This window comes from Catellatospora bangladeshensis (genome assembly GCF_016862575.1).
Classification (GTDB): domain Bacteria; phylum Actinomycetota; class Actinomycetes; order Mycobacteriales; family Micromonosporaceae; genus Catellatospora; species Catellatospora bangladeshensis.
Map to the genome: position 1 here is coordinate 31,666 of NZ_BONF01000042.1, position 23,470 is coordinate 55,135.

General features: G+C 72.7%; 26 protein-coding genes. 9 read left to right on the forward strand and 17 right to left on the reverse strand.

Annotation, left to right across the window (positions count from 1 at the left end):
* Positions 1–64: 64 nt before the first annotated feature.
* The 5 genes from Cba03nite_RS31205 to Cba03nite_RS31225 form a co-directional block, all read right to left on the reverse strand.
* The gene (locus tag Cba03nite_RS31205) at positions 65–484 is read right to left on the reverse strand and encodes a peptidoglycan-binding domain-containing protein (RefSeq protein ID WP_203753982.1); all 420 of its coding nucleotides are present in this window, start codon (positions 482–484) and stop codon (positions 65–67) included.
* Between the two features lie 337 nt (positions 485–821).
* Complete coding sequence (locus Cba03nite_RS31210) at positions 822–3,344, reverse strand: M48 family metallopeptidase (protein ID WP_203753984.1); 2,523 nt, start codon at positions 3,342–3,344, stop codon at positions 822–824.
* Positions 3,341–3,835, reverse strand: coding sequence for a hypothetical protein (locus Cba03nite_RS31215; protein WP_203753986.1), 495 nt, complete (start codon positions 3,833–3,835; stop codon positions 3,341–3,343). Before Cba03nite_RS31215 ends, Cba03nite_RS31210 begins: the two co-directional genes overlap by 4 nt.
* A complete protein-coding gene (locus Cba03nite_RS31220; protein WP_203753988.1) occupies positions 3,832–4,473 on the reverse strand; it encodes a hypothetical protein in 642 nt (213 codons plus the stop codon). Before Cba03nite_RS31220 ends, Cba03nite_RS31215 begins: the two co-directional genes overlap by 4 nt.
* Positions 4,474–4,579: 106 nt before the next feature.
* Positions 4,580–5,656 carry a winged helix DNA-binding domain-containing protein gene (locus Cba03nite_RS31225; RefSeq protein ID WP_203753990.1) on the reverse strand — a complete coding sequence of 359 codons (1,077 nt, stop codon included), beginning with the start codon at positions 5,654–5,656 and terminating at the stop codon, positions 4,580–4,582.
* 92 nt (positions 5,657–5,748) lie between these two features.
* Here Cba03nite_RS31225 and Cba03nite_RS31230 point away from each other — a divergent pair, with 92 nt between their 5' ends.
* Positions 5,749–6,351, forward strand: a complete 603-nt coding sequence (locus Cba03nite_RS31230) for a hypothetical protein (protein ID WP_203753992.1) — start codon at positions 5,749–5,751, stop codon at positions 6,349–6,351.
* A 21-nt stretch (positions 6,352–6,372) separates the two neighbouring features.
* Here Cba03nite_RS31230 and Cba03nite_RS31235 read toward each other — a convergent pair whose 3' ends face one another.
* The gene (locus tag Cba03nite_RS31235) at positions 6,373–6,774 is read right to left on the reverse strand and encodes a hypothetical protein (protein ID WP_203753994.1); all 402 of its coding nucleotides are present in this window, start codon (positions 6,772–6,774) and stop codon (positions 6,373–6,375) included.
* Between the two features lie 123 nt (positions 6,775–6,897).
* Here Cba03nite_RS31235 and Cba03nite_RS31240 point away from each other — a divergent pair, with 123 nt between their 5' ends.
* The 3 genes from Cba03nite_RS31240 (at position 6,898) to Cba03nite_RS31250 (ending at position 8,284) form a co-directional block, all read left to right on the forward strand.
* Positions 6,898–7,278 (forward strand): ArsR/SmtB family transcription factor, encoded by a 381-nt coding sequence (locus Cba03nite_RS31240; protein ID WP_203753996.1) that lies wholly within the window; start codon positions 6,898–6,900, stop codon positions 7,276–7,278.
* Entirely contained in the window at positions 7,239–7,724 is a 486-nt protein-coding gene (locus Cba03nite_RS31245) for an SRPBCC family protein (protein WP_203753999.1), read from the forward strand. Before Cba03nite_RS31240 ends, Cba03nite_RS31245 begins: the two co-directional genes overlap by 40 nt.
* Positions 7,725–7,798: 74 nt before the next feature.
* Positions 7,799–8,284, forward strand: a complete 486-nt coding sequence (locus tag Cba03nite_RS31250) for a helix-turn-helix domain-containing protein (RefSeq protein WP_239126152.1) — start codon at positions 7,799–7,801, stop codon at positions 8,282–8,284.
* 10 nt (positions 8,285–8,294) lie between these two features.
* On the opposite strand, the gene Cba03nite_RS31255 is transcribed toward Cba03nite_RS31250, so the two are convergent.
* The 4 genes from Cba03nite_RS31255 to Cba03nite_RS31270 form a co-directional block, all read right to left on the reverse strand.
* Positions 8,295–9,557 carry a WD40 repeat domain-containing protein gene (locus tag Cba03nite_RS31255; protein WP_239126138.1) on the reverse strand — a complete coding sequence of 421 codons (1,263 nt, stop codon included), beginning with the start codon at positions 9,555–9,557 and terminating at the stop codon, positions 8,295–8,297.
* Between the two features lie 23 nt (positions 9,558–9,580).
* Positions 9,581–10,318, reverse strand: coding sequence for a hypothetical protein (locus Cba03nite_RS31260; protein ID WP_203754006.1), 738 nt, complete (start codon positions 10,316–10,318; stop codon positions 9,581–9,583).
* A 233-nt stretch (positions 10,319–10,551) separates the two neighbouring features.
* Positions 10,552–11,217, reverse strand: a complete 666-nt coding sequence (locus tag Cba03nite_RS31265; protein WP_203754007.1) for a response regulator transcription factor — start codon at positions 11,215–11,217, stop codon at positions 10,552–10,554.
* Positions 11,214–12,467 (reverse strand): sensor histidine kinase, encoded by a 1,254-nt coding sequence (locus Cba03nite_RS31270; protein ID WP_203754009.1) that lies wholly within the window; start codon positions 12,465–12,467, stop codon positions 11,214–11,216. Before Cba03nite_RS31270 ends, Cba03nite_RS31265 begins: the two co-directional genes overlap by 4 nt.
* Before the next feature lie 110 nt (positions 12,468–12,577).
* On the opposite strand from Cba03nite_RS31270, the gene Cba03nite_RS31275 reads away from it, so the two are divergent.
* From Cba03nite_RS31275 to Cba03nite_RS31285, 3 genes are read left to right on the forward strand one after another with little or no spacing between them, the layout of a single operon-like run.
* Entirely contained in the window at positions 12,578–14,095 is a 1,518-nt protein-coding gene (locus tag Cba03nite_RS31275) for a DUF1349 domain-containing protein (protein ID WP_239126139.1), read from the forward strand.
* Between the two features lie 52 nt (positions 14,096–14,147).
* On the forward strand, positions 14,148–14,408 hold the full coding sequence (locus Cba03nite_RS31280; RefSeq protein ID WP_203754011.1) for a hypothetical protein: 261 nt from the start codon (positions 14,148–14,150) through the stop codon (positions 14,406–14,408).
* Positions 14,405–14,833 (forward strand): hypothetical protein, encoded by a 429-nt coding sequence (locus tag Cba03nite_RS31285; protein ID WP_203754013.1) that lies wholly within the window; start codon positions 14,405–14,407, stop codon positions 14,831–14,833. The genes Cba03nite_RS31280 and Cba03nite_RS31285 overlap by 4 nt, the downstream gene beginning before the upstream one ends.
* Positions 14,834–14,873: 40 nt before the next feature.
* Here the strand turns inward: Cba03nite_RS31285 and Cba03nite_RS31290 are convergent, their stop codons facing one another.
* The 4 genes from Cba03nite_RS31290 to Cba03nite_RS31305 form a co-directional block, all read right to left on the reverse strand.
* On the reverse strand, positions 14,874–16,025 hold the full coding sequence (locus tag Cba03nite_RS31290) for an RNA-guided endonuclease InsQ/TnpB family protein (RefSeq protein WP_203754015.1): 1,152 nt from the start codon (positions 16,023–16,025) through the stop codon (positions 14,874–14,876).
* 285 nt (positions 16,026–16,310) lie between these two features.
* On the reverse strand, positions 16,311–16,703 hold the full coding sequence (locus tag Cba03nite_RS40085) for an immunity protein Imm33 domain-containing protein (protein WP_239126140.1): 393 nt from the start codon (positions 16,701–16,703) through the stop codon (positions 16,311–16,313).
* 134 nt (positions 16,704–16,837) lie between these two features.
* Positions 16,838–17,806 carry a hypothetical protein gene (locus Cba03nite_RS31300; RefSeq protein WP_203754018.1) on the reverse strand — a complete coding sequence of 323 codons (969 nt, stop codon included), beginning with the start codon at positions 17,804–17,806 and terminating at the stop codon, positions 16,838–16,840.
* Between the two features lie 187 nt (positions 17,807–17,993).
* Positions 17,994–18,671, reverse strand: a complete 678-nt coding sequence (locus Cba03nite_RS31305; RefSeq protein WP_203754021.1) for an alpha/beta fold hydrolase — start codon at positions 18,669–18,671, stop codon at positions 17,994–17,996.
* 169 nt (positions 18,672–18,840) lie between these two features.
* Between Cba03nite_RS31305 and Cba03nite_RS31310 the strand changes: the two genes are divergently transcribed.
* A complete protein-coding gene (locus tag Cba03nite_RS31310; RefSeq protein ID WP_203754024.1) occupies positions 18,841–19,875 on the forward strand; it encodes an extracellular catalytic domain type 2 short-chain-length polyhydroxyalkanoate depolymerase in 1,035 nt (344 codons plus the stop codon).
* 6 nt (positions 19,876–19,881) lie between these two features.
* On the opposite strand, the gene Cba03nite_RS31315 is transcribed toward Cba03nite_RS31310, so the two are convergent.
* From Cba03nite_RS31315 to Cba03nite_RS31325, 3 genes are all read right to left on the reverse strand, one after another.
* Positions 19,882–20,871 (reverse strand): pentapeptide repeat-containing protein, encoded by a 990-nt coding sequence (locus Cba03nite_RS31315; RefSeq protein WP_203754026.1) that lies wholly within the window; start codon positions 20,869–20,871, stop codon positions 19,882–19,884.
* Between the two features lie 197 nt (positions 20,872–21,068).
* On the reverse strand, positions 21,069–21,824 hold the full coding sequence (locus Cba03nite_RS31320) for a hypothetical protein (protein ID WP_203754028.1): 756 nt from the start codon (positions 21,822–21,824) through the stop codon (positions 21,069–21,071).
* Positions 21,821–22,324, reverse strand: coding sequence for a sigma-70 family RNA polymerase sigma factor (locus Cba03nite_RS31325; protein WP_203754030.1), 504 nt, complete (start codon positions 22,322–22,324; stop codon positions 21,821–21,823). Before Cba03nite_RS31325 ends, Cba03nite_RS31320 begins: the two co-directional genes overlap by 4 nt.
* 182 nt (positions 22,325–22,506) lie before the next feature.
* Here Cba03nite_RS31325 and Cba03nite_RS31330 point away from each other — a divergent pair, with 182 nt between their 5' ends.
* A complete protein-coding gene (locus Cba03nite_RS31330) occupies positions 22,507–23,451 on the forward strand; it encodes an acyltransferase domain-containing protein (RefSeq protein ID WP_203754032.1) in 945 nt (314 codons plus the stop codon).
* Positions 23,452–23,470 lie beyond the last annotated feature (19 nt).

Below are 23,470 nucleotides of genomic sequence, written 5' to 3' on the forward strand. Positions count from 1 at the left end.
CTCAAGCCTGAGCCTGCGATGAGCGCCTACCTGAGCAGCCGGCAGGGTCGCAGACTGGCGTGAATCAGTCGACGTACGCGCAAATGGCCTGGTCCTTGGGGAACCAGCGCATGTTCACCCTAAGGGTGGGATCGTAGACACCGGTCTCCGTAACTCCCTCCACACGTTGCACATAGCGGACTGCGTTCTCGGTCGCCGTGCCGAAGTCGCCGTCCACCACGAGGTTGAAGTAGTAGCACTTGTTCAGAGAGGTCTGCAGGACCCTGACTGCATTGTTGTCGTAGTTTCCATTGCGCATCTGGCAAGTGACGCCGGTGGTGCTGTTCTTCGGAATGGCCGTGAGTACGTTGTCGTGGTTGTAGATCGTTCCGCTCACATTGCAAGTCGCATACGCGGCGTGAGCGGGCGTCGCCACGCTCACGATCGTCGCCGCGACCATCGACACGAACAGCCCGGACAACAGCCGTGCGAGCTTCTTGGACATGTGTGTAACTCCCCGTTCGACACGTAGAATTTGGACACGGAGATCTTTTCCCGTCCCACAAAGGTTCGCCATGTCCTTTCCCCCTGGGGAAACCTGTGCTCTGACCGGGTCAGCCGTTGTCGCGATGTGGAGATGACCCGGCATCCGATCCCGCAGGCGGCGGCAAGGCGGCCGCTTCGCCCGTTGGCTCGCTGCGCAGACTCGCCGCCAACCCACCAGCTACCGCCGCGTCCACGGGGTCCGCTGGTTCCGGACGACGTACGGTCCCGCCCCGCCTGCTGGACAGCAGGAGCCTCACCTGGCCTGACCTCACCGCCGGACGGGATGGGTGCGGAACTCATCGATTATGGGATGACGGCCAGTGGTCGGCGGGGACCTTGGCGGCCTCGGCCGCGGTGACGATGCCGCAGTAGTCGGCGATCGCCCGGTTGGCCTGGTGGTTGCGGGTCAGGTCGGCGGCGAGGAGCGCACGCATGGCCTCGTCGCCCAGCTTCTGCAGCACGATGTCGTCGGCGGACGCGGCGGCGGTGGCGGCGACGCCCAGCCTGCTCGGCCACGTCGTGCCGCTCAGGTCGGTCAGCCCGACCCCGTAGGAGTGCGCGGCGAGGCCATAGCCGCACGCCACGGCGCGCGGCAGGCTCGCCGGGCGGATCGACGCCGCGTACTGGCGCAGCAGGTTGACCGAATCCGGCGACATCGCCGTGCTGTTGTCGGTGCCGCGCAGGTACGTGGTGGCCCCGGCCCCGCCGATGACGGCGACCGCGAGCACCGTAGGCAGCAACCCAGCGACGGCCGGCCAGCGGGGGCCTGTCGGCGGCGGGGGCGTGCTGGGGCGCAGCGGCGCGCGTACGGCCGATCCCGCCATCGCCGCGAGCGCGGCCAGCACGACGGCCAGGACCGCTCCCGCCATGGTGACGCCGGTCAGGCCCTGGACGGCGAAGCCCGCGCCGCGGGCGGCGCAGTCGAGCACGTTCGTCGTGCAGGTGGCGGTGATCAGGTAGGCGGCAACGACGGCGACGAGGGCGGGCACGGCCGTGAGCGCGGCCAGGGCGGCGTGGACGGCCGCCTCCCCGGTCCGCCGGTGCCCGCCGCGCCACAGCCCGAGCCCGAACGCGCACGCCACGACGACGCTCCCGGCGACGACCCCGCACAGGCCGAGCGCGGGCCACACCTGCCCCGCCCGCAGCAGCCCGCCGAGTCTGCCCTGGAAAGGGAGCATGGCCAGCGTGAACCCGATCGCGATCGCGCCCGTGGTCAGCAGCGCTCGGCCGATCTCGGCCCGCCGTGCGCGGATCAGCCCGGCGACGGGGTAGACGCAGGCCCAGATCACCCCGGCGGCGAGCACCGGGTTGCTGATCATCGCGCCGAGGCCGATCGTCACGGTCTGCCAGGTCGGGTACGACGACACCAGCATCGCGGGCAGCTTGAGCCAGGCCGACACCCACCACCCGAACACGGCGGCGGCCGCGAGCACCCCGAAGATCGCCTGCCCGCGCGGCCGCGGGTTGCCGCGCAGGTGGCTGTACGCGCTGCGGACGACCCAGCGCAGGTAGACCTGGCACAGCACCAGCAGCACGGCCGCGACCCCCGCGGCGACCAGCGGCTCGGACCACAGGACCTGCGCCCAGCTGCCGGCCTCCGGCAGGTTCGGGGTGAGCAGCTGGCCCAGCAGGAGCCCGCCGGTCAGCGCCGCCGCGGCGGGCCACGTCGCCGGGGGCCGGGCGTCGGCGTCCGCGAGCGCCCGCTGGACCGCGCGCCAGGCGGATCCGGCGACGACCGCCGCCGCGCACGTGCCCAGCAGCAGGCCGAGGATCCAGTCGTGGACGTAGAGCCGCGCATCCGGCCAGACGGTGCCGAGCAGGAAGCCCATCAGCGGATACGCGAACCCGAGCAGCACTCCCGCGCCCAGCGCCTCGCCGGGGTGCAGCCGGAACAGCACCGCGTGGTCGTCGAGCGCGGCCAGGCGCTGTGCCTCGGTGGGGTGGTTGGCGCCGAGCGTCCACCGCCTCGGGCGGCCGTGCCGGGGCTGCAGCGCCGCTGCCACGTCGCCGGTGTCGCCGGCCGTCTGGGCGGCCCGCACGTCGGCGTAGTACTCACGCGAGCGCAGCACGGCGGTCCGGGTCAGCCACAGCACCACCAGGAACAGCGCCAGCCGCCACGACACCTGGGTCAGCATCGCCGGCTCCACGGCGCTGTAGACGACGGCGGGCACCACCACCACGGCGAGGAAGCCCCACCACAGCGCCAGGGTCAGGTACGTGATGTCGATGTCGCGGTTGCGCACGTGGGCCAGCTCGTGTGACAGCACGCCGCGCAGCACCCGAGGGTCCCGGCCGCCGTGGGCGAGCAGCCCCGCGTCGAGCATGATGCGGTAACGGCCGAGCCGCCCGAACGCGCGCGCCCCGGCGGTGACCCGCAGTATCGCGACCTCGACCCGCACCGGCTGCCCCGAGGCGGCCAGGACCTCGTGCGCGGTGCGTACGGCCGGGCTGTCCGGCATCTCGGCCAGCGCGCGCAGCGGCTCTCTGCTGATGAACCGGGGCGCCGTGGCGTACGCGAGCACCGCGACCAGAAGCAGCACCCCCACCATCGCGGCGACCAGCCCGAACGCCGACCGGTAGGCGCCGTTGACGCAGCCGGTGAACCCGTCGGTCAGCGCCGCGCCGTCCAGGCCGAGCACCTGGCGGCGGGCGTCGTTCACGCACTCCACCCGCGCCGCGGCGACCGGGCCCCGGAAGGTCCCGCCGAACAGGCCCGCGATCCAGCTGAACACCATGATCGAGCCGATGGTCGTGGTGAGCATCAGCAGCACGAACCTGGCGCTGGTCGCGCTGGGCAGCACGAACGGGTCGGGTTTCACCTCGCCGGCCCGGTCAGCGCTGCGGTGATGAGGTTGGCCACCCGCTGCGCCCGCTCCGGCTCGACCTTGGAATCCAGTGCCAGTTGCAGTGCGAGCCTTCCGATCTCGGCCGCGTCCGTGCTGGACAGCTGCGGCAGCGGCGTGTCCGAACCCTGCGGCGCCACCGCACCGCTGAGCCGCTTGCGCAGCCTGCGCCTCTCCCACCATCCGCGGGCCTGCCCGCTCACCCCGGCGGTCAGCAGGTCGCAGGCCACTCCGTTGAGGACGGTCAGCAGGAACGCCGCCAGCAGCCCGGCACCGCCCGCGAGGTCGAACCCGACCGGGTCGTCCCCGGAACGCCCCTCCAGGGCCGTTCGCACGGCGCGGTCCCGGCCGCTGTCACTGCCGAAGAACCCCGCCGCGACGGGGTCGAGCAGTGCCAGCTCCTCGGGAGCCAGCTCCCCCAGGATCGCGGCTGCGGCCTCGTTGATGGTCGGCGGCGCTTCGGTCATGTGTTCCCCTGGGTCTTGGCGACGGCGGCCCGCACGACCGCCTCGGTGATCTTCGTATCGACCGGGCTGAAACTGCCGTGCGCCAGGTGGATCACCAGTCCGGCGCTGCGCACGGTGACCTCGTCGGAGTAGTACGGCGGCAGCCCCGGCGCCGTGGTGACGAACCTGAGCGCGACCGTCTCGTCGCCGATCCCCTCCAGGACACCCGGCTCGACGGTCGTCGTCAGCGGCGTCCCGTTGGCGTCACGGGCGGTGAACGTCGCGCACAGCGACACGCGCCGGGCCGTGCGCAACTGCTCGCGCGCACCCGGGACACCGCGCTGGTACAGGGCCAGGCGCAGGAAGGGACCGGAGACACCGGTGGCGAACTGGGTGCGCGCGTCGGGCGGGACCTCGGCGGTGATGTCGGGACAGCCCTGCACGTTCTGTGCGGGCGTGTCCGGGCCGTCGAAGTAGCCGAACCCGGGCGGCAGGTCGGCCACGGTCAGCAGCGCGGCCTGCAACGCCGTGGACGGCGAGGGCGCGGCGGCCGCCGGGACCGCGGCGGTGGGCAGCGGCACCAGGTCGGGCAGCTCCCGCAGGGCGCAGCCGCTCAGCAGCACACAGCACAGGACTACGCCGAGCCCGCGTCCGACCACACCATCCTTTATAGACTCGACCTTGCCGCGCGGGACACCGCCCGATGCGGTGAGTCGGCGACCTGATCGTGTGACACCGAATCGGGTGTGTCGCCGCTCGCCCGGCTCAACCGGCCGGACTCAGGAACCGCGCCGTCGCGGCCGCTTCCTGCGCGACCCCGGCCTGGACCTCATCTGTCAGTGGCGTGAACGGGTCCACGGTGATCGCCCGGCCGCGCGACCAGGTGCCGACCACAAACCCGTCGACCAGCACGGTAGGCCGGATCACGCCCCCGCCGGGCCACACCCGCGCCTCGAATCCGGCGTCGACCGACTCCTGCCGGGTGCGGTAGCCGGTCAGGTAGTTGTCGTACGCGGGCAGCAGGCGCACGTCCGGCCCGCCGGACCGGTCACCGTGCCCCCGGGCGCCGCCGGCGAGGACGGTCAGATCACCGTCGGTCACGATCGCCCCGGATCGGGCCATGGCCTGCCACGCCGCGCGGGCCGAGGTGAGGGCGAGGCCCGACCAGGAGGCGAAGTCGCAGACGGTCGCCGGGGCGTACCCGGCCAGGTAACGGCGCGCCAGCTCGGCGGCGGCCGCTTCACCCGCCAAGCCGGGCGCACCCGCCGCCGGGACCCAGTCGCGCAGCAGCACGTACGTCGGCTCGCCTGCGCGCAGCGGCCCGTGGCACACCAGGCCGGTCAGCGCGGCGTACCGGACCAGGTGGAACGGCGCCTGGCCGGCCGGGGCGACGCCGAGGGTGGCAAGCTGCTCGGCCAGCTCGGCTCTGGTGAGCGGGCCGTGCGCCCCGAGCAGCCGGCCGATCAGGTCGCCGGACCGCAGGCGCAGGTCGTCGGTGAGGCCGAGGTCGCGGTAGCGCGAGCCGGTCCCGGCGATCACCCGCGGGGCGAGCAGCGCGGTGACCCAGCCGACGTCCTCCGCCGGGATCGTGTGCAGCGTGCCGCGCATGAACCAGTTGCGCACGATCGTCCGGTCGTCCTCGTACGCGGTGCGGATCGCGCGGGCGGTGAGGTCCTGCCCGCGCACGCGGATGCCCAGGTCGGCGGCGACGGTGTCCTGGGCCTGGATCGCGAAGACCTGCCGCACGACGTCCTCGGCGCTGCGCCCGCGCCTGCCCCCGGCCAGCAACTGGGCACGGGCACGCGCCTGGCTCAGGGGCTCGTCGTCGGCTCGGCGGGACACGGCCTCGACGGTACGGCACCTCCGAATCCCCTTGCGCCGTGCCCAATGGATCACTACCGTCCACCGCCACACCCGACGCGAAAGGCACCCGCATGGCGCAGCGCCTGCCCCGGCCCGTTTCCATCGCCTCGTACCTGCTGGTCGCGCTCGCCGCTGTCGCGCTGATCGATGTCGCCATCTCGGCGTCCGCTCTGCTGCGGGTCGCGGAGGAGGGGCCGAGATTCCTCGCCTCCCCGCTCGCGCAGCCGGTAGCCGATCCCGAACTGGTGGTGGAGACGACGCGGCAGGGGCTGGGCTGGAATGCGGCGCTCGCCGGGGCGATCCTGGTCGTGTTCGGGGTGCTCGGCCTGCTCATCCGCCGCCCTTATGCGGCCGCCCGCAACCTGGTGTGGATCAGCGGCTCGGTGGCCCTGTTCGTGCTCTCCTGCGGCGTCACGGTCAACCCCGACTACGCGGCTCCGGCCGACGGCGCGGGCAGCCGGTGGTGGTCGATCACCGAACTCGGGCTCATCCCGGCGTGGCATTCGGGCGTACGCAGCGCGCTGACCGCGGTCGAGCTGGCCCTGCTGATCCTGGGCTGCCTGCAGTTGCTCCGGCCCGGTGCTCGTGACCACTACCGCAGGCAGACCTCCGAGATCAGCCTGGGCGCGGTGTTCGCGCAGCGCGAGGAGCGGCTGAAGCGCGAGGGCGCCTGACGCGCTGTCCACGCTGGCAGGTCAGCGCCGCGGGGTGCGGCGGAAGCCGGTGTCGCGCATGTGCGGCAGCAGCCACGCCGCGCCGCAGCCCAGCGCCGCCAGCAGCACCAGCGGCGTGAGCGCGGGCACGGTCACCAGCAGTCCCGCGGCCGCGATGGAGGCCAGGTAGCCGGCGGCGTACCGGTGGCGGCGCGGCGGGGTCTCCTCCCGGGCGGCTGGGTTCCACCACGCCGGCGGCTCGGCCTTGCGACGGCGGATCTCGGCGCGGATGGCCTTGTTGACGGTCTCCCACAGGTCGCGCCGGTACTCGTAGTCCAGTTCCTTGTAGTCGGTCGGGAACCGGTGGGCCAGCAGGGTCAGCCGCAGGTACAGGGTCTCGTCGGTGACGGTCCGCAGGTCCTGCATCAGGGGATCGTCGGACATTGCCACACCCCTTCCGGCGAGGCCTGCCTTCGACGGTATCGGCATCAAACAGGCAAAGCGATCCCTCGACAGGGCTATCGCCGATCCTTGCAACATGCAACCGATTGGTTGTATGTTGGAGCCGTGACCGAGCAGCGTGAAGATCAGGCGGACGCCTTCTTCCACGCGCTGGCCGACCGGACCCGGCGCGACATCATGCGCCGCGTGCTGGCCGGGGAGCACTCGGTCTCCGCTCTCGCAGCGAAATACGACATGAGCTTCGCCGCCGTGCAGAAGCACGTCGCCGTGCTCGAACGAGCCGGGCTGCTCACCAAGCGACGCAGTGGACGCGAGCAACTCGTCAGCGGCGACGTGGAGGCGGTGCGATCGGTGGCGTCCATGCTCACCGAGCTGGAGCAGATCTGGCGCGGCCGCATCGCGCGCATCGACGAGCTCATCGCAGCCGACCTGAATCTGGAGGAACCATGCCCGTCACCGACGTCCGGCACGACCTCGACGCCCTGACGCTCACCATCACCGCCGACTTCGCCGCCCCGGTGGAGCGCATCTGGCAGGTCTACGCCGACCCGCGGCAGATGGAGAAGGTGTGGGGGCCGCCGACCTACCCCGCGACCGTGGTCGAGCACGACCTGCGGCCCGGCGGGCGCGTCACGTACTTCATGACCGGCCCGGAGGGCGACAAGCACGCCGGCTACTGGCTCGTCACGGCCGTCGAGGCGCCGTCGAGCCTGTCGTTCGACGACGGCTTCGCCGACCTGGACTTCACGCCGAACCCGGACCTGCCCGTCACGAAGAACGTCTACACCTTCACCGCCCACGACGGCGGCACCCGGGCGACGTACGTGAGCAGCTTCGACTCCGCCGAGCAGCTGCAGCAGCTGCTCGACATGGGCGTCGTCGAGGGCGCGACCGGCGCGATCAGCCAGATCGACGACCTGGTCGCCTCCTGACGCCATCCGGCTCCGAACGGGCCGGGCGTCGCGCGGGGACGCCCGGCCCGGCATGAGATCGTCTGTCGGTGGACATGGTGGAGCTGTTGGCACACCCGCTGCGGCTGCGGCTCCTGCACGCCGCCCGCCGCGGCGCCCTCAGCATCGCGGAGTTCCGCGCGGCGATCCCCGAGGCCAGCAAGGCCACCCTCTACCGGCAGATCCTCATCCTGACCAGGGCCGGGCTGCTGGAAGTGGCGTCCCAGCGCCGGGTGCGCGGCCAGACCGAACGCAGCTACCGCCTGCGGGAGATCGCGGAGCAGACCGGCGCCGACCCGCGCCCCGGCCGCGGACGCCTGCAGCATGCGGTGCTGCTGGCCACGGCGGTAGCGGCCCTCGTCGTGGAGTTCGAGGCGGTCAGCGGCCGCGAGCCGCGCGGCACGTCGGCCGCTGCCGCCTCATCGGCCGCGCTGGCCCTGTCCGAGCAGGAGTTGCGGCTCCTGCGGCAGATGATCGACCGGCTGGCGACGGAACCGGCCGCCGGCTCCCCCACCCCGGACCGGCCCGCAGACCCGCGCTGAGCACGTGCGGCTACTGACTCCGGCGCGGGAAGAACCCGACGCGGCCGTGGTACTCGTGTCCCAGGCGGTCGGTGTCCGAGCCCACGAACAGGCCCTTGGCGATGGACAGGAACGCCCGCAGGCCTTCGCCGCGGGTGCGGGTGGGATTCCAGGGCAGCGCCCGGCCGCTGCGGGGGTCGATCGCGCCGATGCCCTTGCGGTCGACCGCTCCCGGCCCTTTGGACTTGTCGCCGTCCGGGTTGTCCAGCCACTGCAGGTGGCCGCCGACGTACACCGCGGCGGGGGTGACCTCGACGGCGAACAGCGAGTTGCCGCCGGTGTGGTTGACCCAGGTCGGCTGCTGCTCGCCGTGGCCTGCCGTCTCGTAGCGGGCGGCGGTGCCGCAGGCCAGCTCGTCGTCGGAGCTGTGCCCGCTGGTGACGATGACGGCGAAGCGGCCGTCGGGTGAGAAGTCGGCGGCGCGCAGGTAGGTGTGGAAGCCGTCGCCGCAGTCGTCCAGGCCGTAGAAGCCGGTGTGCCAGTCGGTGACCTTCGCGGCCGGGGTGCTGATGTCGAGCATCGCGACCTGCTCGCGCGGGTTGCTGTCGGCGGTGGTGAACGAGCCGATGGCCAGCAGGCGCGCGCCGTCGGGCGAGATGGCGACGTCCTGGACCTTCACGGGCCGGTCGGCGGGTGCGGCCAGCCGGGCGTCGAAGGCCGGGTCGAGCGCACCGGTGTCGGCCGACATGCGGATCAGGCCGCGGCTGTAGGTCTGGCCGTCGACGGCGATCCGCCCGCCGACGTACAGGTCGTGGTCATGGCGGGCGAGGGTGAGCACCTCACCGGTGATCTTCGGTGCGAACCCGGGCACGGGCCTGCCGGTGACCAGGTCGAGGCGGGTGATCGCCCGCTGCGGCAGGCCGTCGACGGCGCGGAAGTCGCCCGCGGCGATGACGGTGCCGTCGGGGCCGGGCGCCAGCGCGTACACCGGGCCGTCGAACTTCGGGGCGAGGTCGAGGACGGTGCCGTCGCTGATCCGGAAGGCCATCAGGTTGTGCCGCTCGTACCGGGTGGCCTTGTCCGCGCTGGTGACGGCGCCGAACTCGCCCGCGACGAGGACGGTGTCACCGACCCGGGCCAGCGCCCAGACCTCGCCGTCGGTGAGGTGCGGCGTCCAGTCGGCGGGGTCGTCCTGGACCGGCTGCGGCGGTGCCGCGGCAGCGGGGGCGGCGGCCGCCAGCAGGCATGCGGTCAGCGCGGTGACGGTGGACAGCGTGGCACGGTTTCTGCGCACGCCCTGCTCAACGACCGGCATGATCACCGGTCACGGGCGGGCGGGTGCTGGGCGGCGCCGGCCAGCGCGATCAGGGAGATGCGGCCGGCCAGGTCCGCGCCCACGCCGGGGTGCGCGCCGGGCGGGAACAGGCGGCAGGTGCCGAGGTTCATGCCGTTGCTGCGGTCGTTGTCGCAGGCGACCGCCCGGTGGCCGGCGCCGATCCGCAGCGAGCCGACGGTCCCGGTGAGCCTGTCGAAGTCGCCGTCGACCTGCTCGTACCCGCCCGCGCCGAGCCTGATCCTCGCTCCGGTCAGGCCCTCGTGCTGGTATGCCGTGGCGCCGCCGGCCCTGGTGGGACGGCCGAAGACCGCCAGCAGCGAGATGCGGTCACTGAGGTCGTCGCCGACGTGGTCGTGCCGGCCCGCACCGAAGTAGCGGCACAGCCCGAGGCCGCCGGACCTGCCGCCGTCCTCGCCGCCGCCGTCGTCGCAGGCCACCACGCGGTAGCCGGCGGCCACCCGCAAGGAGGTGATCTGGTCGTTGCCCACCGCGCCGAGGCCGCCGGAGGAGGTGTCGAACACGCCCGCGCTGAACGGCTGGCTGCGCCCGCCCTGCATGCGGTCGCTGTAGGCGACCAGCGCGACCGGGCCGGTGGGCCGTATCGGCAAGGCCGCAGGGGCCGGGCCGAGCAAGGGCGCCGTCGCGGCGCCGGCCGCGGTCTGCGACAGCGCGAGCGCGCAGCCGATGCTGACGCCCGCCGTCAGGGATCGAACCCGCATGGAGGTACTCCTGATGCCGCCCGCGTCGGCGGGCATGTCGGATGTGCCGACCGGCGCTCCATGACCCGCCCCGGCGGCTGTTCCGGGTGCCGCGGGGCCGGTTGCCAGGGAAGTGCCGGACAGCCGGATCAACTGATCAACCCCGCGTCCGAAATGTCCCTGCTGGAAAAAGTTCGGCGAGATGAGAGGCCGTAGCGTGCGGCCTGCGGCGACGCGGCGCCACGGCGCCGAGGTCAGGCCACAGTCGCGATGCGGTAGCCGACGCCGGGTGTGGTGGTGACGATCGGCGGGTCGCCGAGCTTGCGGCGCAGCCTGCCCACGGTGACCGTGACGGTGTTGGTGAACGGGTCGGCGTGCTCGTCCCAGACCTGCTCCAGCAGGTCCTCGGTGGACAGGAAGCCGGGAGACGCGCGCAGGAGCGCCTCCAGCACCGCGAACTCCTTGACCGACAGGTCCAGCGCCCGGCCGTCGCGGGTGACCGTACGCCGCACCGGATCCAGCTCCAGCCCTGCGGCGCGCAGCGTGCGCGCCCGCGCGACCGGCCGGCGCCGGGCCAGCGCCCGGACCCGCAGCACCAGCTCCGGGAAGTGGAACGGCTTGGCCAGGTAGTCGTCGGCACCCAGGGTGAACCCGCTGACCCGGTCCCCCGGTGCCCCGGCCGCGGTCAGCATCAGCACCATCGGCCGGTCGTCCCGCTCCGTGATCATCTGGCACAGCGTGTCGCCGTGAATGCCGGGCAGATCCCGGTCCAGCACCACCACCTCGTACGTGTTCACGCCGAGTTTCGCCGCCGCGGCCAGCCCGTCGAGGGCCACGTCGACCGCGATGCCCTGATCCCGCAGCCCCTCGGCGACGACCTCGGCCAGCGCCCGCGCGTCCTCGACCACCAGCACTCTCACCGGCCCGACTCCCCCGTGCCGGGCCGCCCGCCGACGGTGGCCCGCGTGACGTGCGCGGACCCCGGTGCCCCGGCGGTCTCCGCCACCTCCTCGGCCCGCGGTTCGCAGGCCGCCGGAAGGCGCACGGTCACCCGCAGCCCGCCCTCGGGCAACGCGGCGAGGTCCACCTGGCCGCCGTGGGCCGAGGCGACCGCCGCGACGATCGCCAGCCCCAGTCCGGAGCCGTCGTCGGAGCCGGTCCGGGCGGCGCCCATCCGGTGGAACGGCCGGGTCAGCGCGGCCACCCGGGCCGGGTCGAGCACCTCTCCCCCGCTCTCGACGACCAGCTCGGCCTGCCCGTCGCGCCGGGCTGCGGCCAGCCGCACCCGGCCGCCGTCCACGTTGTGGATCACCGCGTTGTCGACGAGGTTCTCCACGAGCCGGGCCAGCAGCGTCGCGCTGCCCACGGTCCATGCCGCCTCGCCCAGCCCCGCGGTGTCGACGGTCAGCCGCCTGGCCGTGACGTCGCCGTCCCGCGCGGCCAGGGCCGACCCGGCCAGCCCGGCCAGGGACACGGCGGCCCGGTCGGCGAGCGCGCCGTGCTGGGCGCGGGCCAGCATCAGGAACCCGTCGAGCAGCCGGTCCACCCGGTCCAGCTCGGTGCGGACCCGCCCGGCCAGCGCGGCCGTCTGGGCGGGCACCGGCTCGGGCTTGGCCATGGCGACGTCCACCGAGGCGCGCATCGTCGCCAGCGGCGTACGCAGCTCGTGGGACGCGTCCGCGACGAAGCGCCGCTGCGCCGCGAACGACGCCTCCAGCCGCTCCAGCAGCCCGTCGATGGTGTCGGCGAGATCCTTCACCTCGTCGGCAGGCCCGGCCACGGCCAGGCGCTCGTGCAGGCTGTCGGCGGTGATCCGGCGCGTGGCCGCGGTGACGGTACGCAGCGGCCGCAGCACCCGCCGGGCGGCCACCCGCCCCAGCACCACCGACACCACGGCCATCACCAGCAGCGCGATCAGCGACCCGGCCAGCAGCCGCCGCGACTGCATGATCTCGGCCTCGTCGAGCCGCTCCTGCAGCAGCCGGATGTGCTCCTGCGCCCGTGCCAGGTCCAGCTGCGGGGTCGTCTGGCCCGGCGCGACCGTCGTGGTGTCCCGGAACGCGAGCAGGTTGGTCAGCGCGAGCAGCCCGGCCCCCGACGCCAGGAACAGCGCCGCGTAGAGCAGCGTGAACCGCCACGCCACCGTCCGGCCCGGCCGCAGCCCGCCCATCCCCGACCTCCCTGTCCCGTGCGAACGTCCAGCATGCCGCGCCGGACCTAACATCGGCATGACAGCGGCGGTTCGGCCCGCGTTAGGTGCGTCTCCGTAGAACCGACGCCATGCGTACCCCCTTGGAAATCACCACCGCGCTGCGGGCGCAGTGGGCCGTGCTGCGCGCCGGACGCGGCCGGATCATCGCCCTGGCCGCCGCCGCGCTGGCCGTGCTGCTGCTCGGCCTGCTCCCGGCCCTGACGAACCTCAGCTCGTGCAGCGAGGGCACGGTCGAGGTCCAGTGCCCCACCGACCCGATCGGGCCCGACGGCGCACCCGTGAGCGACCAGTCCTTCTTCGCGCACGTGCCGCTGGGCGAGCGCGGCGTGATCACGGCGCGGATGACCGAGCTGACCGGCACCATCACCTACCCGCCGCCCAACCACGACCAGATCGTCAGCGGCGTGGTGCCGTGGGCCAAGGCCGGGCTGATCGTCAAGGACGGCACCGGGCAGGGCTCCGACTACGCCGCGCTGCTGATGACCGGCGCCCACGGCGTACGGCTGCAGCACTCCTACCGCCACGACACGGCCGGCCGTCCCGGCGGGGTCTCCCCGGACCAGCCGCGCTGGCTGCGGCTGACCCGCGACGGCGACACCGTCACCGGCGAGGAGTCCGCCGACGGCACGGCGTGGACGCGGGTCGGCACCGCCCGGCTGCCCGGCCTGCCCGCCACCGTGCAGGTCGGCCTGTTCGCCACGTCCCCCGGCGACCTGACACTGCGCGAGATCGGCCTCGGCGGGCACGTCGGCGAGGTCCGGTTCACCCAGGCCGTCGGCGTGTTCGACCACGTCACGATCGACGGCGCCCCGGTCACCGGCTGGCAGCGCGACACGGTCGGCGAGCTGGGCCACACCGACTGGGAGAAGTACCACCGCCCGGCCGGGCTGGTCGAGGAGAACGGCGTCCTGTCCGTCACCGGCTCCGGCGACATCGGCCCGATCGGCTCCATGGGCTCGACCCGCCCGGAGAGCACCCTGCTCGGCCTGGTCGTGGCCCTGATCGTGGTGATCGTGGCGGGGGCCCGCTTCGGGGTGGGCGCCGCAGGACGTGTGATCGCCGCGCGGGCCGCCGCACTCGGCGGGCTCGTCCTCGCGGGCGGGCTGGCCGTCGCGGGGCTCACGCTCACCGCCGGGACCCTGCTGATGCAGCACAAGGGGCTGCCCGTCGCCCCGCTCGGGCCGCTCACCGGACTGCGGGTCGCCGCGGGCGCGGGAGTACTGCTCGCCGGGGCTGCCGCGCTCGCGGTGGCGCTGGGGGCGCTGTGCCGCCGCGCCTGGGTTGCGGCGACGGCCGGGATCGCGCTGGTGGTGGTGCCGTACCTGCTCAGCGTGGTGCCGTTGCTGCCGGAGCAGGTGACCTCGTGGCTGCTGCGCCTCAGCCCCGCGGGCGGCTACGCGATGCTGCAGACGGTCGTCGCGTATCCGCAGGTGACCATGCACTACGCGCCGCATGCGGGCTACCTCCCGCTGCCGGGGTGGGCAGGGTTGGCGGTGCTGGGCGGCTACGCGGTGCTCGCCGTGCTCCTCGCGGTCCGGCTCCGGCCACCGGCCGGCACAGACCCCACGGTGGTGGACTTCCGCTGACCAGCCTGCAAGGTGCTTCGCGGCGATGTGTGACAGTTGTAGGCTGTGGTGTATGACAGCGCCACAGCCTGCCGAGCCCCGCGCTCGCCGCGTCACCGTCTATCTGCCCGCCGACGTGGCCGCCGTCGTCGAGGCTCAGGGTCCTCGTCAGCAGTCGGCCTTCGTCGCCGACGCGATCCGGATGCACCAGCGCCGGGCCGCGACGCGCGCGATGCTGCGCGAGGCCGGTTACCTGGTGACCACGGAAGGCGTGGAGCGGATGCGGCAGAAGCTCGCGGCGCTGGACGCCCGGCGGGCGGCCGAGCAGCAGTGAGCGACGAGGTGGCGGAACCGCAGATCCGCGTGTTGCTCGACGTCACCGCGCTGACCGCGTACGCACGGCTGACCGGCATGGGCGTCGCCGAGCTGATCGCCACGATCGAGGAGGAGGGCGGCGCCGGCCTGGTCGGCATCCCCGCCGCGTGCTTCATGACCGCGTATTGGCAGCTGGACGCGGACGAGCAGGAGCGCCTGGCTGCCATGGTGACGCGGCCGGACGCGGTGACGGTGCTGCTGCCGCTGCTGGGAACGGACGCCCTGGAGGCGGCACAGATCGGTGACGTCATGGGGCACGCCGTGATCGCGGCCAGGCGCACAGGCGCGTACCTGGCCACCTACGACGCCGACGAAGCAGGCCGGCACCTTCCTGACAGCGGCGTGCTCGAGGTGGAAGACAAGTTGTCAACTACCCGGCTCTGAAAGGCCGGGCTTGCGGGTCTCTTTCTCGCTGGCTGCGAGGTCAGGCCGCGTGTGGGCGGTTGACTGCGCCCCAGCCCTCGACGCCGCGCCGGGCGATGTTGAGGGCCGCATTGTGATCTGCGTGGGCAACGACCCCGCACGATCGACAGGTGAACGTTTCCTGGTCGGGCCGGTTGCGCTTGTCGCGGTGCCCGCACCGTGAGCACGTCTGGGAGGTGTACCGCGGGTCGACCTGGACCAGCGGTACACCGGCCCGGCACGCCTTGTAGGCCAGGAACGCGCCGAGCTGGCGGAACGACCACGACGACAGAGTGACCCGTTGGGGCTTGCGGAGCCGGACCCGGTCGCGGATCCCCGTCAGGTTCTCGACGGCGATCCCACGGCCGGTGCGTACAGCCTCGGTCACGATGGTCTTGGCAATGACGTGGTTGACGTTCGCGGCGTGGCGGGCTTCCTTGCGGCGACGCCGGGCGAGCAGCCGCCTGGCCGACTTGGTGGCTTTGTGCTGCAGTCGAGCCCGCAGTCGTATCTGTCGTCGGCGGTAGCCGTTGAGCCGGGTTCCGGCGTAGCGATTGGCGTCGGAGTCATAGGCGATGTTGGCGACGCCCATGTCCACACCCAGGAACCCGACGGGGTCGATCAGCTGCGGCTCGGGCACCTCAACGCTCGCATGAAGGAACCACATGCCGTCGCGGTGCACCAGGTCAGACTCCCCGATCGGCAGGGTGGCGACGGCTTTGAGCTGATCTGACGATCCGGTGTACGGTACGGCCTTGAGGCGGCCGTCGACCGTCCAGATCGACACCGTGCGAACGTCCGGCCGCCAGGACAACATCCGCGCGTCATAAGGCTGCGCGGCGTCCCAACGAAACGAGACCGGGCTGGTTTCGGCATTGCGATGGCGTTTCGACCCGGGCTTGCCGAGATTGCCAGCCCGGATATTGGCTTTAAGCGTCTTGTACGCGTCGCTGACCTTCTTGATGACGTGCTGGGCCGCTTGCGCGCCGAGCCGATGATCATCCTTGACGGCCTGGTAGACGTGTCTACGCAGGTCGTAGTTGCGGTAGACGCCGACCTGCCGGGCCACGACGGCCACCTCCGAAGCAGCGGCATTGCACGCGCGCAGCGTCGCCTCCAGCGCCGACGCCTGCTGCGGCGCGGGCTGGAGTTTGAGCCGCACCACCAGCTTCATGGGCTCACTGTAACACTCGTCCATGTCCACAACGGACATTGAACTCGTACGTACGGCGCGACCGTGGCGTCATGCACAACCTGCACGTGCACTTGGTCTTCAGAACCAAGCGCCCGAACTGATCGCCCGGCAGCGACCGAAATGGATCACGCCGTGATTCTGCATCACAGTCGTATGCCCTGGCGTCGTAGGCGCACCGCGCTGAAGGTTAGCGAGAATCAGCTGCGTCAGCACGCGGTCACAGGGGGACTGTTGGATGTCGGGGCTTCAGGCACCTGCCGTCGGTCAGCCGTCGGTCCGGTCGAACCACACGTCTTCGTAACCAGGCGCGATGACGAATCTCCAGCCCGGTGGCAGCGCGAGATACGGCACGACCTCGGGCCACCGCTCGTACAGATGCGCGGTATGCCACGGCACGTAGAAGTCGTCCGCCTCCGAGTACTCTCCGGTCCACAGATACCAGCCGGTCGTGCCGCCTTCGACGTCGTGCCGGATGCCGTAGACCGGCCAGCTGACCGACGACGGCCTACGGCGCAGCCACCCGCTGCGGCCCCGCCCGCGAGAAAGCAAGCTGCGCGAGACGCCCGTGTTCAGCCCAGCAGGTGCAGCCACAGGTAGGGCCTCGAATCGACGGCAGAGCCCTGCCTGCTCAGGCGTGACGTCGCTGGATCCGACCATGCGTGCAACCTAGCGGATTAGCACCTCCGCCTGCTCGGCTGCCGTATCTGCTGGGGGCGGTGCGCTGCTGCCGGAGCGGTGGTACTCGTGGCTGCGGGACCGGCGGCGATCTGCCGGCGCAATCCCCACGTCGGTCAATCTTCGGCAGCGCCTCGGCCGCAGCCGCCTGATCGGGGTCCCCTCCCTTCCCGTTCGGCCTCGGGGCGGGGACGGGACACGATGATCTGGGCTATGCCGATGAGCAGGACGGCGATGGTGAGCAGCCGCTCGGCGTCGGGCAGCGGCCGGAAGTAGCCGTAGACCTGGGTGGCCACGGCGAACAGCGAGGCCCCGAGCGGCAGCGCGATCGCGGGCCACCCCGTGATCTCCCGGGACGGGTGTACCCGCGACGGCAGCCGGGTGGCGCCGACCGCGAACGCGAGCGCGCCCGCCGTCCAGAGGAAGTCGTAGCGCGCGTTGTGGGCCGTGACGTCGGCCGCGTCGAGGCTGTAGGCGGCGTCGGCGAAGGTCAGGCAGACCAGCCCCGCCGCCACCCACGGCCAGCTGCCGATCAGCCGCCAGGACATCAGCGGCAGGGTGCCCAGGAGCGCGCCGAGCAGCAGCACGTCGCCGAGTGGGTAGGCGACGGTGACGGTCTTTCCCAGCAGATCGATCGGAGCGTTCTTCACGACGGGTTCGATGACCAGCAGCACGCCCGGGGTCGCCACGACGAGGACCAGGACGAAGCCGTCGAGCCACCGGTGCCAGGGGGCGTCGCGTACACGTGCCCGGACCATGCCGACGAGTCCTGCCATGAACAGCGGATAGGTGCTCAGGTAGAGCGGGTCGGTGGGGTTCGGGGTGGGGATGTCGCGACCGCCGGCGTACAGGACGCTCTCGGTGATCACGGCGAGGCCGTACAGCAGCAGCGCCGCGGCGAAGCACCACCACGCCGCCCGGGCCGGGCCTGCCGGCCTGCGCCGGGCGCCCCGCGCGCAGATCGCGCTCGACGCCAGGATGAGCCCCGCGCTGAGCCAGTCGTCGATGATCGGCAGGTCCGACGGGTGGCGACCGGCCGTGAGATCACGAACGGCCTCGACGACCACCCCGGTCAGCAGCACCACGGCGAGGGCCCACCGCGGGCCCCTCCCGCCGCATCGCTCGCGCAACCGCACCAGCCGGCCTTCGCGCGTCACCGCCCCGCCTCCGGAACCTGAGGCTCACCCCGACAACGTCATTCTGAGCGTGCCGGCGGGGCGACGCTGCGAACTCCGTTCCGTGCCGGGCAGAAAGCCGCGATCCCGGCACACCTCACCCGGCTGCCTCGGACAGGCCGACCTCGGCCGCGTACGCATCCAAGCGCTCCGCGAGCTCAGCCGGGCGGCTCAGGGCCGGGGTGTGGCCGCCGTCCAGCTCGTCCGCCTCGACGCCGAGCCGCTCCCGCGCGACCCGCCGCAGGTACTCGACTGGGAAGATCCGGTCATCCCGGCAGATCAGCACCCGGGTGGGCACATACGGCCAGGTGATCATCGGCGACGGCTCCTTCAGCTGCGCCTCCGACTGCGCCCGCCCGCGCCGCAGCGCCTCGGCGGCCAGCTCCGGCGGGACATCCTGGTAGAACAGCTCGATCGGGTCGTCGTAGTGCCCGACCTCGGCGTCCTCGTAGCGGGTGTGCGCGGTGTAGTCGGCGGGCGCCTCGCCCGGCGCGGGGATCATCGGCGCCACCAGCACCATCAGCCTGGCCGGGACCCGCTCGCAGACCAGCGGCGCGGTGAACCCGCCCAGCGACTGGCCCACCACGACCAGGTCGGTCCGGTCGGGCACGGCGTCGATGACCGCGCTCGCGTACTCGGCGAGCCCGGCGGAGTCGTCGTCGCAGGGCAGGTCCGGGGCGAGGGTCTCGTGCCCGCGGGCGCGCAGCTCGGCCTCGACCAGATGCCAGTACCAGCCGACGTCACCGGCGCCGTGGATCAGGACGAACGTGGCCACTGCAGACTCCTTCCGCCGTGCCGGGCAGGCACGCTCGGGGCTCTCTTACCCCGCCGCCGGTGGAGTCACGCCCCACCGCCACGAATCGAAACATGTGGCTACGACGGATGGGTCCCGGACCCGCGCGGGCCTACGGTGACGCCACCCCTGTCACCGGAAGGAGTCGGTCATGTCACCATCCCGTGTCCGCACCGGCCTCACGCTCCTTGCCACGCTCGCCGCGGTCCTGCTCCCGGCCCACCCCGCCGCCGCGGCCACCCCCTACACCGTCCCGCCGACCCCCGGCACGCTGCAGACCTACAACATCTCCGCCGTGTACGTCGCCGGCGTCTCCTCCGGCGCCTACATGGCCGAACAGCTGCACGTGGCCTACTCGGGCCGGATCAAGGGCGCGGCGCTGTTCGCGGGCGGGCCCTACTACTGCGCGCAGTACAACGCGGCGCGTGCGCTCAACGCGTGCGGCGACAACCTGTGGTCCACGCAGCTGGCCGGCCTGCAGTCGTACACGTCGCTGTGGTCGGGCTACGGCTGGATCGACCCGCCGTCGCAGCTGTCCGGCGACCCGGTCTACGTCTTCCACGGCAACAACGACGGCACCGTGAAGAAGTCCGTCACCGACGACCTGGTCCGCTACTACCAGCACTTCGGCGCGAGCGTCAGCTACAACTCGGGCACCTCGGCCGGCCACGCCTGGGTCAGCCCGTACGGCAGCGGCGGCTGCACCGTCACCGCCTCGCCGTTCGTCAACGACTGCGGCATCGACCCGCAGCAGGCGATGTTCACCAAGCTGTACGGCTCGGTCAGCGCGCGCAACACCGGCCCGCTGACCGGCACCCTGGTCCGCTTCGACCAGAACACGTTCGCGGTCAACGGCCTGGCCGCCGGGCTCAGCATGGGCGGCTACGGCTTCGCGTACGTGCCGAGCAGCTGCGCGTCCGGGCAGAGCTGCCGCCTGCTGGTCGCGCTGCACGGCTGCTCGCAGGGCTACAACGCGGTCGGCACGGCGTTCGTGGACCGGGCCAACCTGAACCAGTACGCCGACACCAACCGCACGGTCGTGCTCTACCCGCAGGCGACGGCGAGCGGCGTGAACCCGTACGGCTGCTGGGACTGGTGGGGCTACCTCGGCTACACCAACTACCCGATCAAGGGCGGGCTCCAGCTCGAATCGATCATGAACATGGTGCGCCGCCTCGACGGCTGACCGGGCTCAGACCAGCAGCATCCGCAGCAGCAGCGCCGCCTCGGGGTCGATCAGCGTGCGCAGATCCACCAGCGCCTGATCGGCCCCGCCGGCCTGCCCCATGAACTTGCGCAGGTGCTGCAGCCGCCCGCGTGCCTCCTGCGCCGCGTGGTCGTCGCGGCCGTCCAGGCGCACGAGCCCCGCCTCGACCCGGTGCACGCCCCGCACGACCACCAGCGCCGGGTGGTCCGGCAGGGTGACCCGGTCGAAGTTGACCCCGCGGAAGTCGACGTCGTCGAAGGCGGTCACCCCGGCCATGTCCACGTCCAGCATCGGGTTGGGCGCCAGGTCCCGCTCGGGCTCCAGCACCCGCCCGTCGAACACCACCTCGCGCAGCACCCCGGCGAACCGGCACCGGATCAGGCTGGCCTGCCAGAAGTTCGTGCACTCCAGCTGGGCGTGGGAGAAGTCGACGTCGGTGAAGCTCGCCACGCCGCAGCCCAGCCGGGACAGATCGGCGTGCCGGAAGTCGACGTTGCGCAGCTTGTTGGCCCGGTTGGCGTACCAGCCGCCCACCGACGACCGGCCCAGCTCCGCCGCCAGGAACGAGCTGTCCATCACGTCGGTCGCCCACATCCGCAGGCCGACGCAGTACGCCCCGTCGAACAGGCTGTTGTCGATGACGCAGCCGAACAGCCGCAGCCGTGGCAGGTGCGCCCCGCGCAGATCCAGGTCGCACAGCCGTGCCCGCTGGAACTCCAGCGTCGCGGCGACCGTCGCGAACTCGAAGGTGAACGTTATCGGGCCTGACTGCGGGCCGGCGGGTTCGGCGGGGTCGGCGTCGACGCCCCGGGGCTCGGGGGCGCCCAGGCCGCGCAGGTCCCAGCGGCCGTCGACGCGGTCCAGCGGCAGCCCGTCCAGGCGCTCGCCCATTCGCAGCCGCCGCAGAACCTCGGTCTGCAGCTCCGGGCCGCCGGCCGCGAGCCAGCGCCCGGCGAGCGCCTCATCGTTCAGCATCGGGGTCCCCTCGCATCGACGCGGCATCATGACGAGCCGCACGGTGCCGCAGCTCAACGGCCTGTTGGCGATCAAAAGTAGGGGGCTGCCCGCGTCACATCAACAGGCCGGTGTCCGGCATGCCCGGAGTTGTCGGAACGTGTTACCGAACCTTGACCAGGCCGGGCGCCCACGAGGGCGCGCCCGGCCAGTTCCGCTCATCCGTGCAGCACCGGCAGCTCCTGCCTGCCACCCGGGGTGACCGCGACGATCTTGGTGATCTCGGAGAACGCGTACGAGTCCTCGCCGGTGCCCGTGAGCAGGTACCAACCGTTCTCCAGGGTCGCCTGCCGCACCGTCCCGCCCGGGAAGTGCACCTCCACCCGGGTGGTCCCCTCCGGGACCCGGCCGAAGGTGTACGCCGCGGCGGGGTTGCTCCCCCAGTTCGCCGACACGTTGCTCAGCCTGCCCGGCGGATGCGCGGGATCCATGTCCGTGGTCAGGTTCGACTGGTCGATCTCCACCGAGTGCTGCTCGGCGCCCAGCCAGCAGGCCACGTTGCGCTCGTCGTCGGCGTAGATCAGCAGCCGCAGCTCCGCCGGGACGACCTCGCGCTCGAAGCGCAGCGGCGGCAGCTCCGTCATACCCTCGGCGGCCAGCTCGGGCCTGGCGAAGTCGGCACACCGGCCCAGGGCCGTCGTCGCGCTGCTGGACGGCCGGGGCGGCTTGCCGGGCGGGGACGCCGAGGGCGACGGCAGCGCGGGCTGCAGCCCGATCGGCTGCCCGCCGAGCAGCACCCACGCCATGCCGAACAGCACCACGCAGACCAGCACCGCGGCGGCCGCGGCCACGGCGAGGCCCACCCGCCGCCGCGGCCGGGCCGCGATGATCCGCGACAGCGGCACGGCCAGGTGCGTGTCCCGGTGCGCCTCGCGGATCAGGTCTGCCAGGTGCGTGTCGTCGTACCCGCTCATCGGTTCTCCTCCCCGGCCAGGCGGACGCCGTCACCGGCCGTGCCCGCCAACTGGGCGCGCAGCGTCGCCAGCGCGCGGTGCAGGTGCACGTGCACGGTCGCCGCGCCGATGCGCAGCGAGCGGCCCGTCTCCTCCGCCGACAGGTCGGCCAGCAGCCGCAGCGCGACCACCTCGCGCTGCCGTCGCGGCAGCGCGAGCACCATGGCCCGCAGCCGCTCGTCGAGCCCGCCGGGGTCCCGGTCGCGCGCGCCGCGTTCGGGCGGGTCGCCCAGCAGCTCGCGGCGCAGCCGCCGCCACCACGAGCGCTGCTCGTTCAGCGCGGTGCGCAGCACCCACGCGGTCGGGTCAGGATGCGCGCGGACCGCCGCCCAGCGCGCGTACGCCCTGGTGAACGCCTCGGCCACGGCGTCCTCCGCCCCCGGCTGGCCGCGCGTGGCGACCAGCACGGCCCGGTAGACGGCGTCCTTGCGCGCCGCGTAGAAATCGCCGAAATCGTCCATCGACACCACCTGAGACCGGGGAACGCACTGTCGCATGTACTACGCCCGGCCCGCCTCCCGCCTTTACTTTCCGGCGATGATCGCCATCTCCTGTCAGAACCTGTGGCTAGGCAGCACTTTTCGACACGAGACAGCGATCTTGCCCCGCGCGCCGCAGCGGTGCTTCCGGTTAGGATCCTCGCGTGGATCTGGAGGAGATCGCCGCGCGGCTCGGGGTTCCCGTCGAAGAGGTCGAGCGCGTGCACCGGCTCGCCGGTGACCGGCCGTCGGCGCCGCTGCCCGCCAAGTCCGACGTGCCCGAGATGCTCGAACGCCTCGCGGTGCGGCCGGACGACGCCGCCGAGATCATGGCGGGCTGGCCCGACCCGGACTCACCACTGTGGACGCCGGAGCTGCGCTGGCTGCTCGACCGCTCGATCGCGCTGGTCCGCGCCGATCTGGGCGGCCACGGCTGGCTGCCGCCCGGCCCGGAGCTGGACCGCGACCGCGGCCCCGCCTGGCGGCACCTGTACGTGTACGCGTACCTCGCGCTGGTCGACGTCGCCATGGGCTACCACCGTGAGCACGGCGTCGCCGCGGACGTGTCGTGGGCGACCCTCGCCGACCTGGGCCGCAACCTGGCGATCGACCGGCGGATGGACCGTGAGGGCTGGCCGGTCATGCAGAGCTGGCTGACGCTGCACGCCCGCGGCGGCCTCTACCAGCTGGGCCGTCTGCAGCACCACCGGGGCGACAGCGCGATCAGCCTGCACATCCCGGACGCGGGGCCGCTCACTCCCGAGGCGGTCACGGCGTCGCTCGACGAGGCCCGCGCGTTCTTCCCCCGCCACTTCCCCGACGAGCACTACACGACGTTCGCCTGCGGCTCCTGGCTGCTCGACCCGCAACTGCTGGAGTACCTGCCCGAGGACTCCAACATCGTCCGGTTCCAGCGCCGGTTCGAGCTGGAGCCCTACGAGGCGCCCGAAGGGCTCGACCCCGACGTCGAGGTGCTGCGGTTCGTGTTCCGCAGCCTGACCACGCCGCTGGACCGGCTGCCGCGCGACACCGTGCTCCGGCGCGCGGTCGTCGACCATCTGGAGGCCGGCCGCCACTGGCAGTGGCGCCGCGGCACCTTCCCGATCTGAGCGACCGTGCACGAGGTGC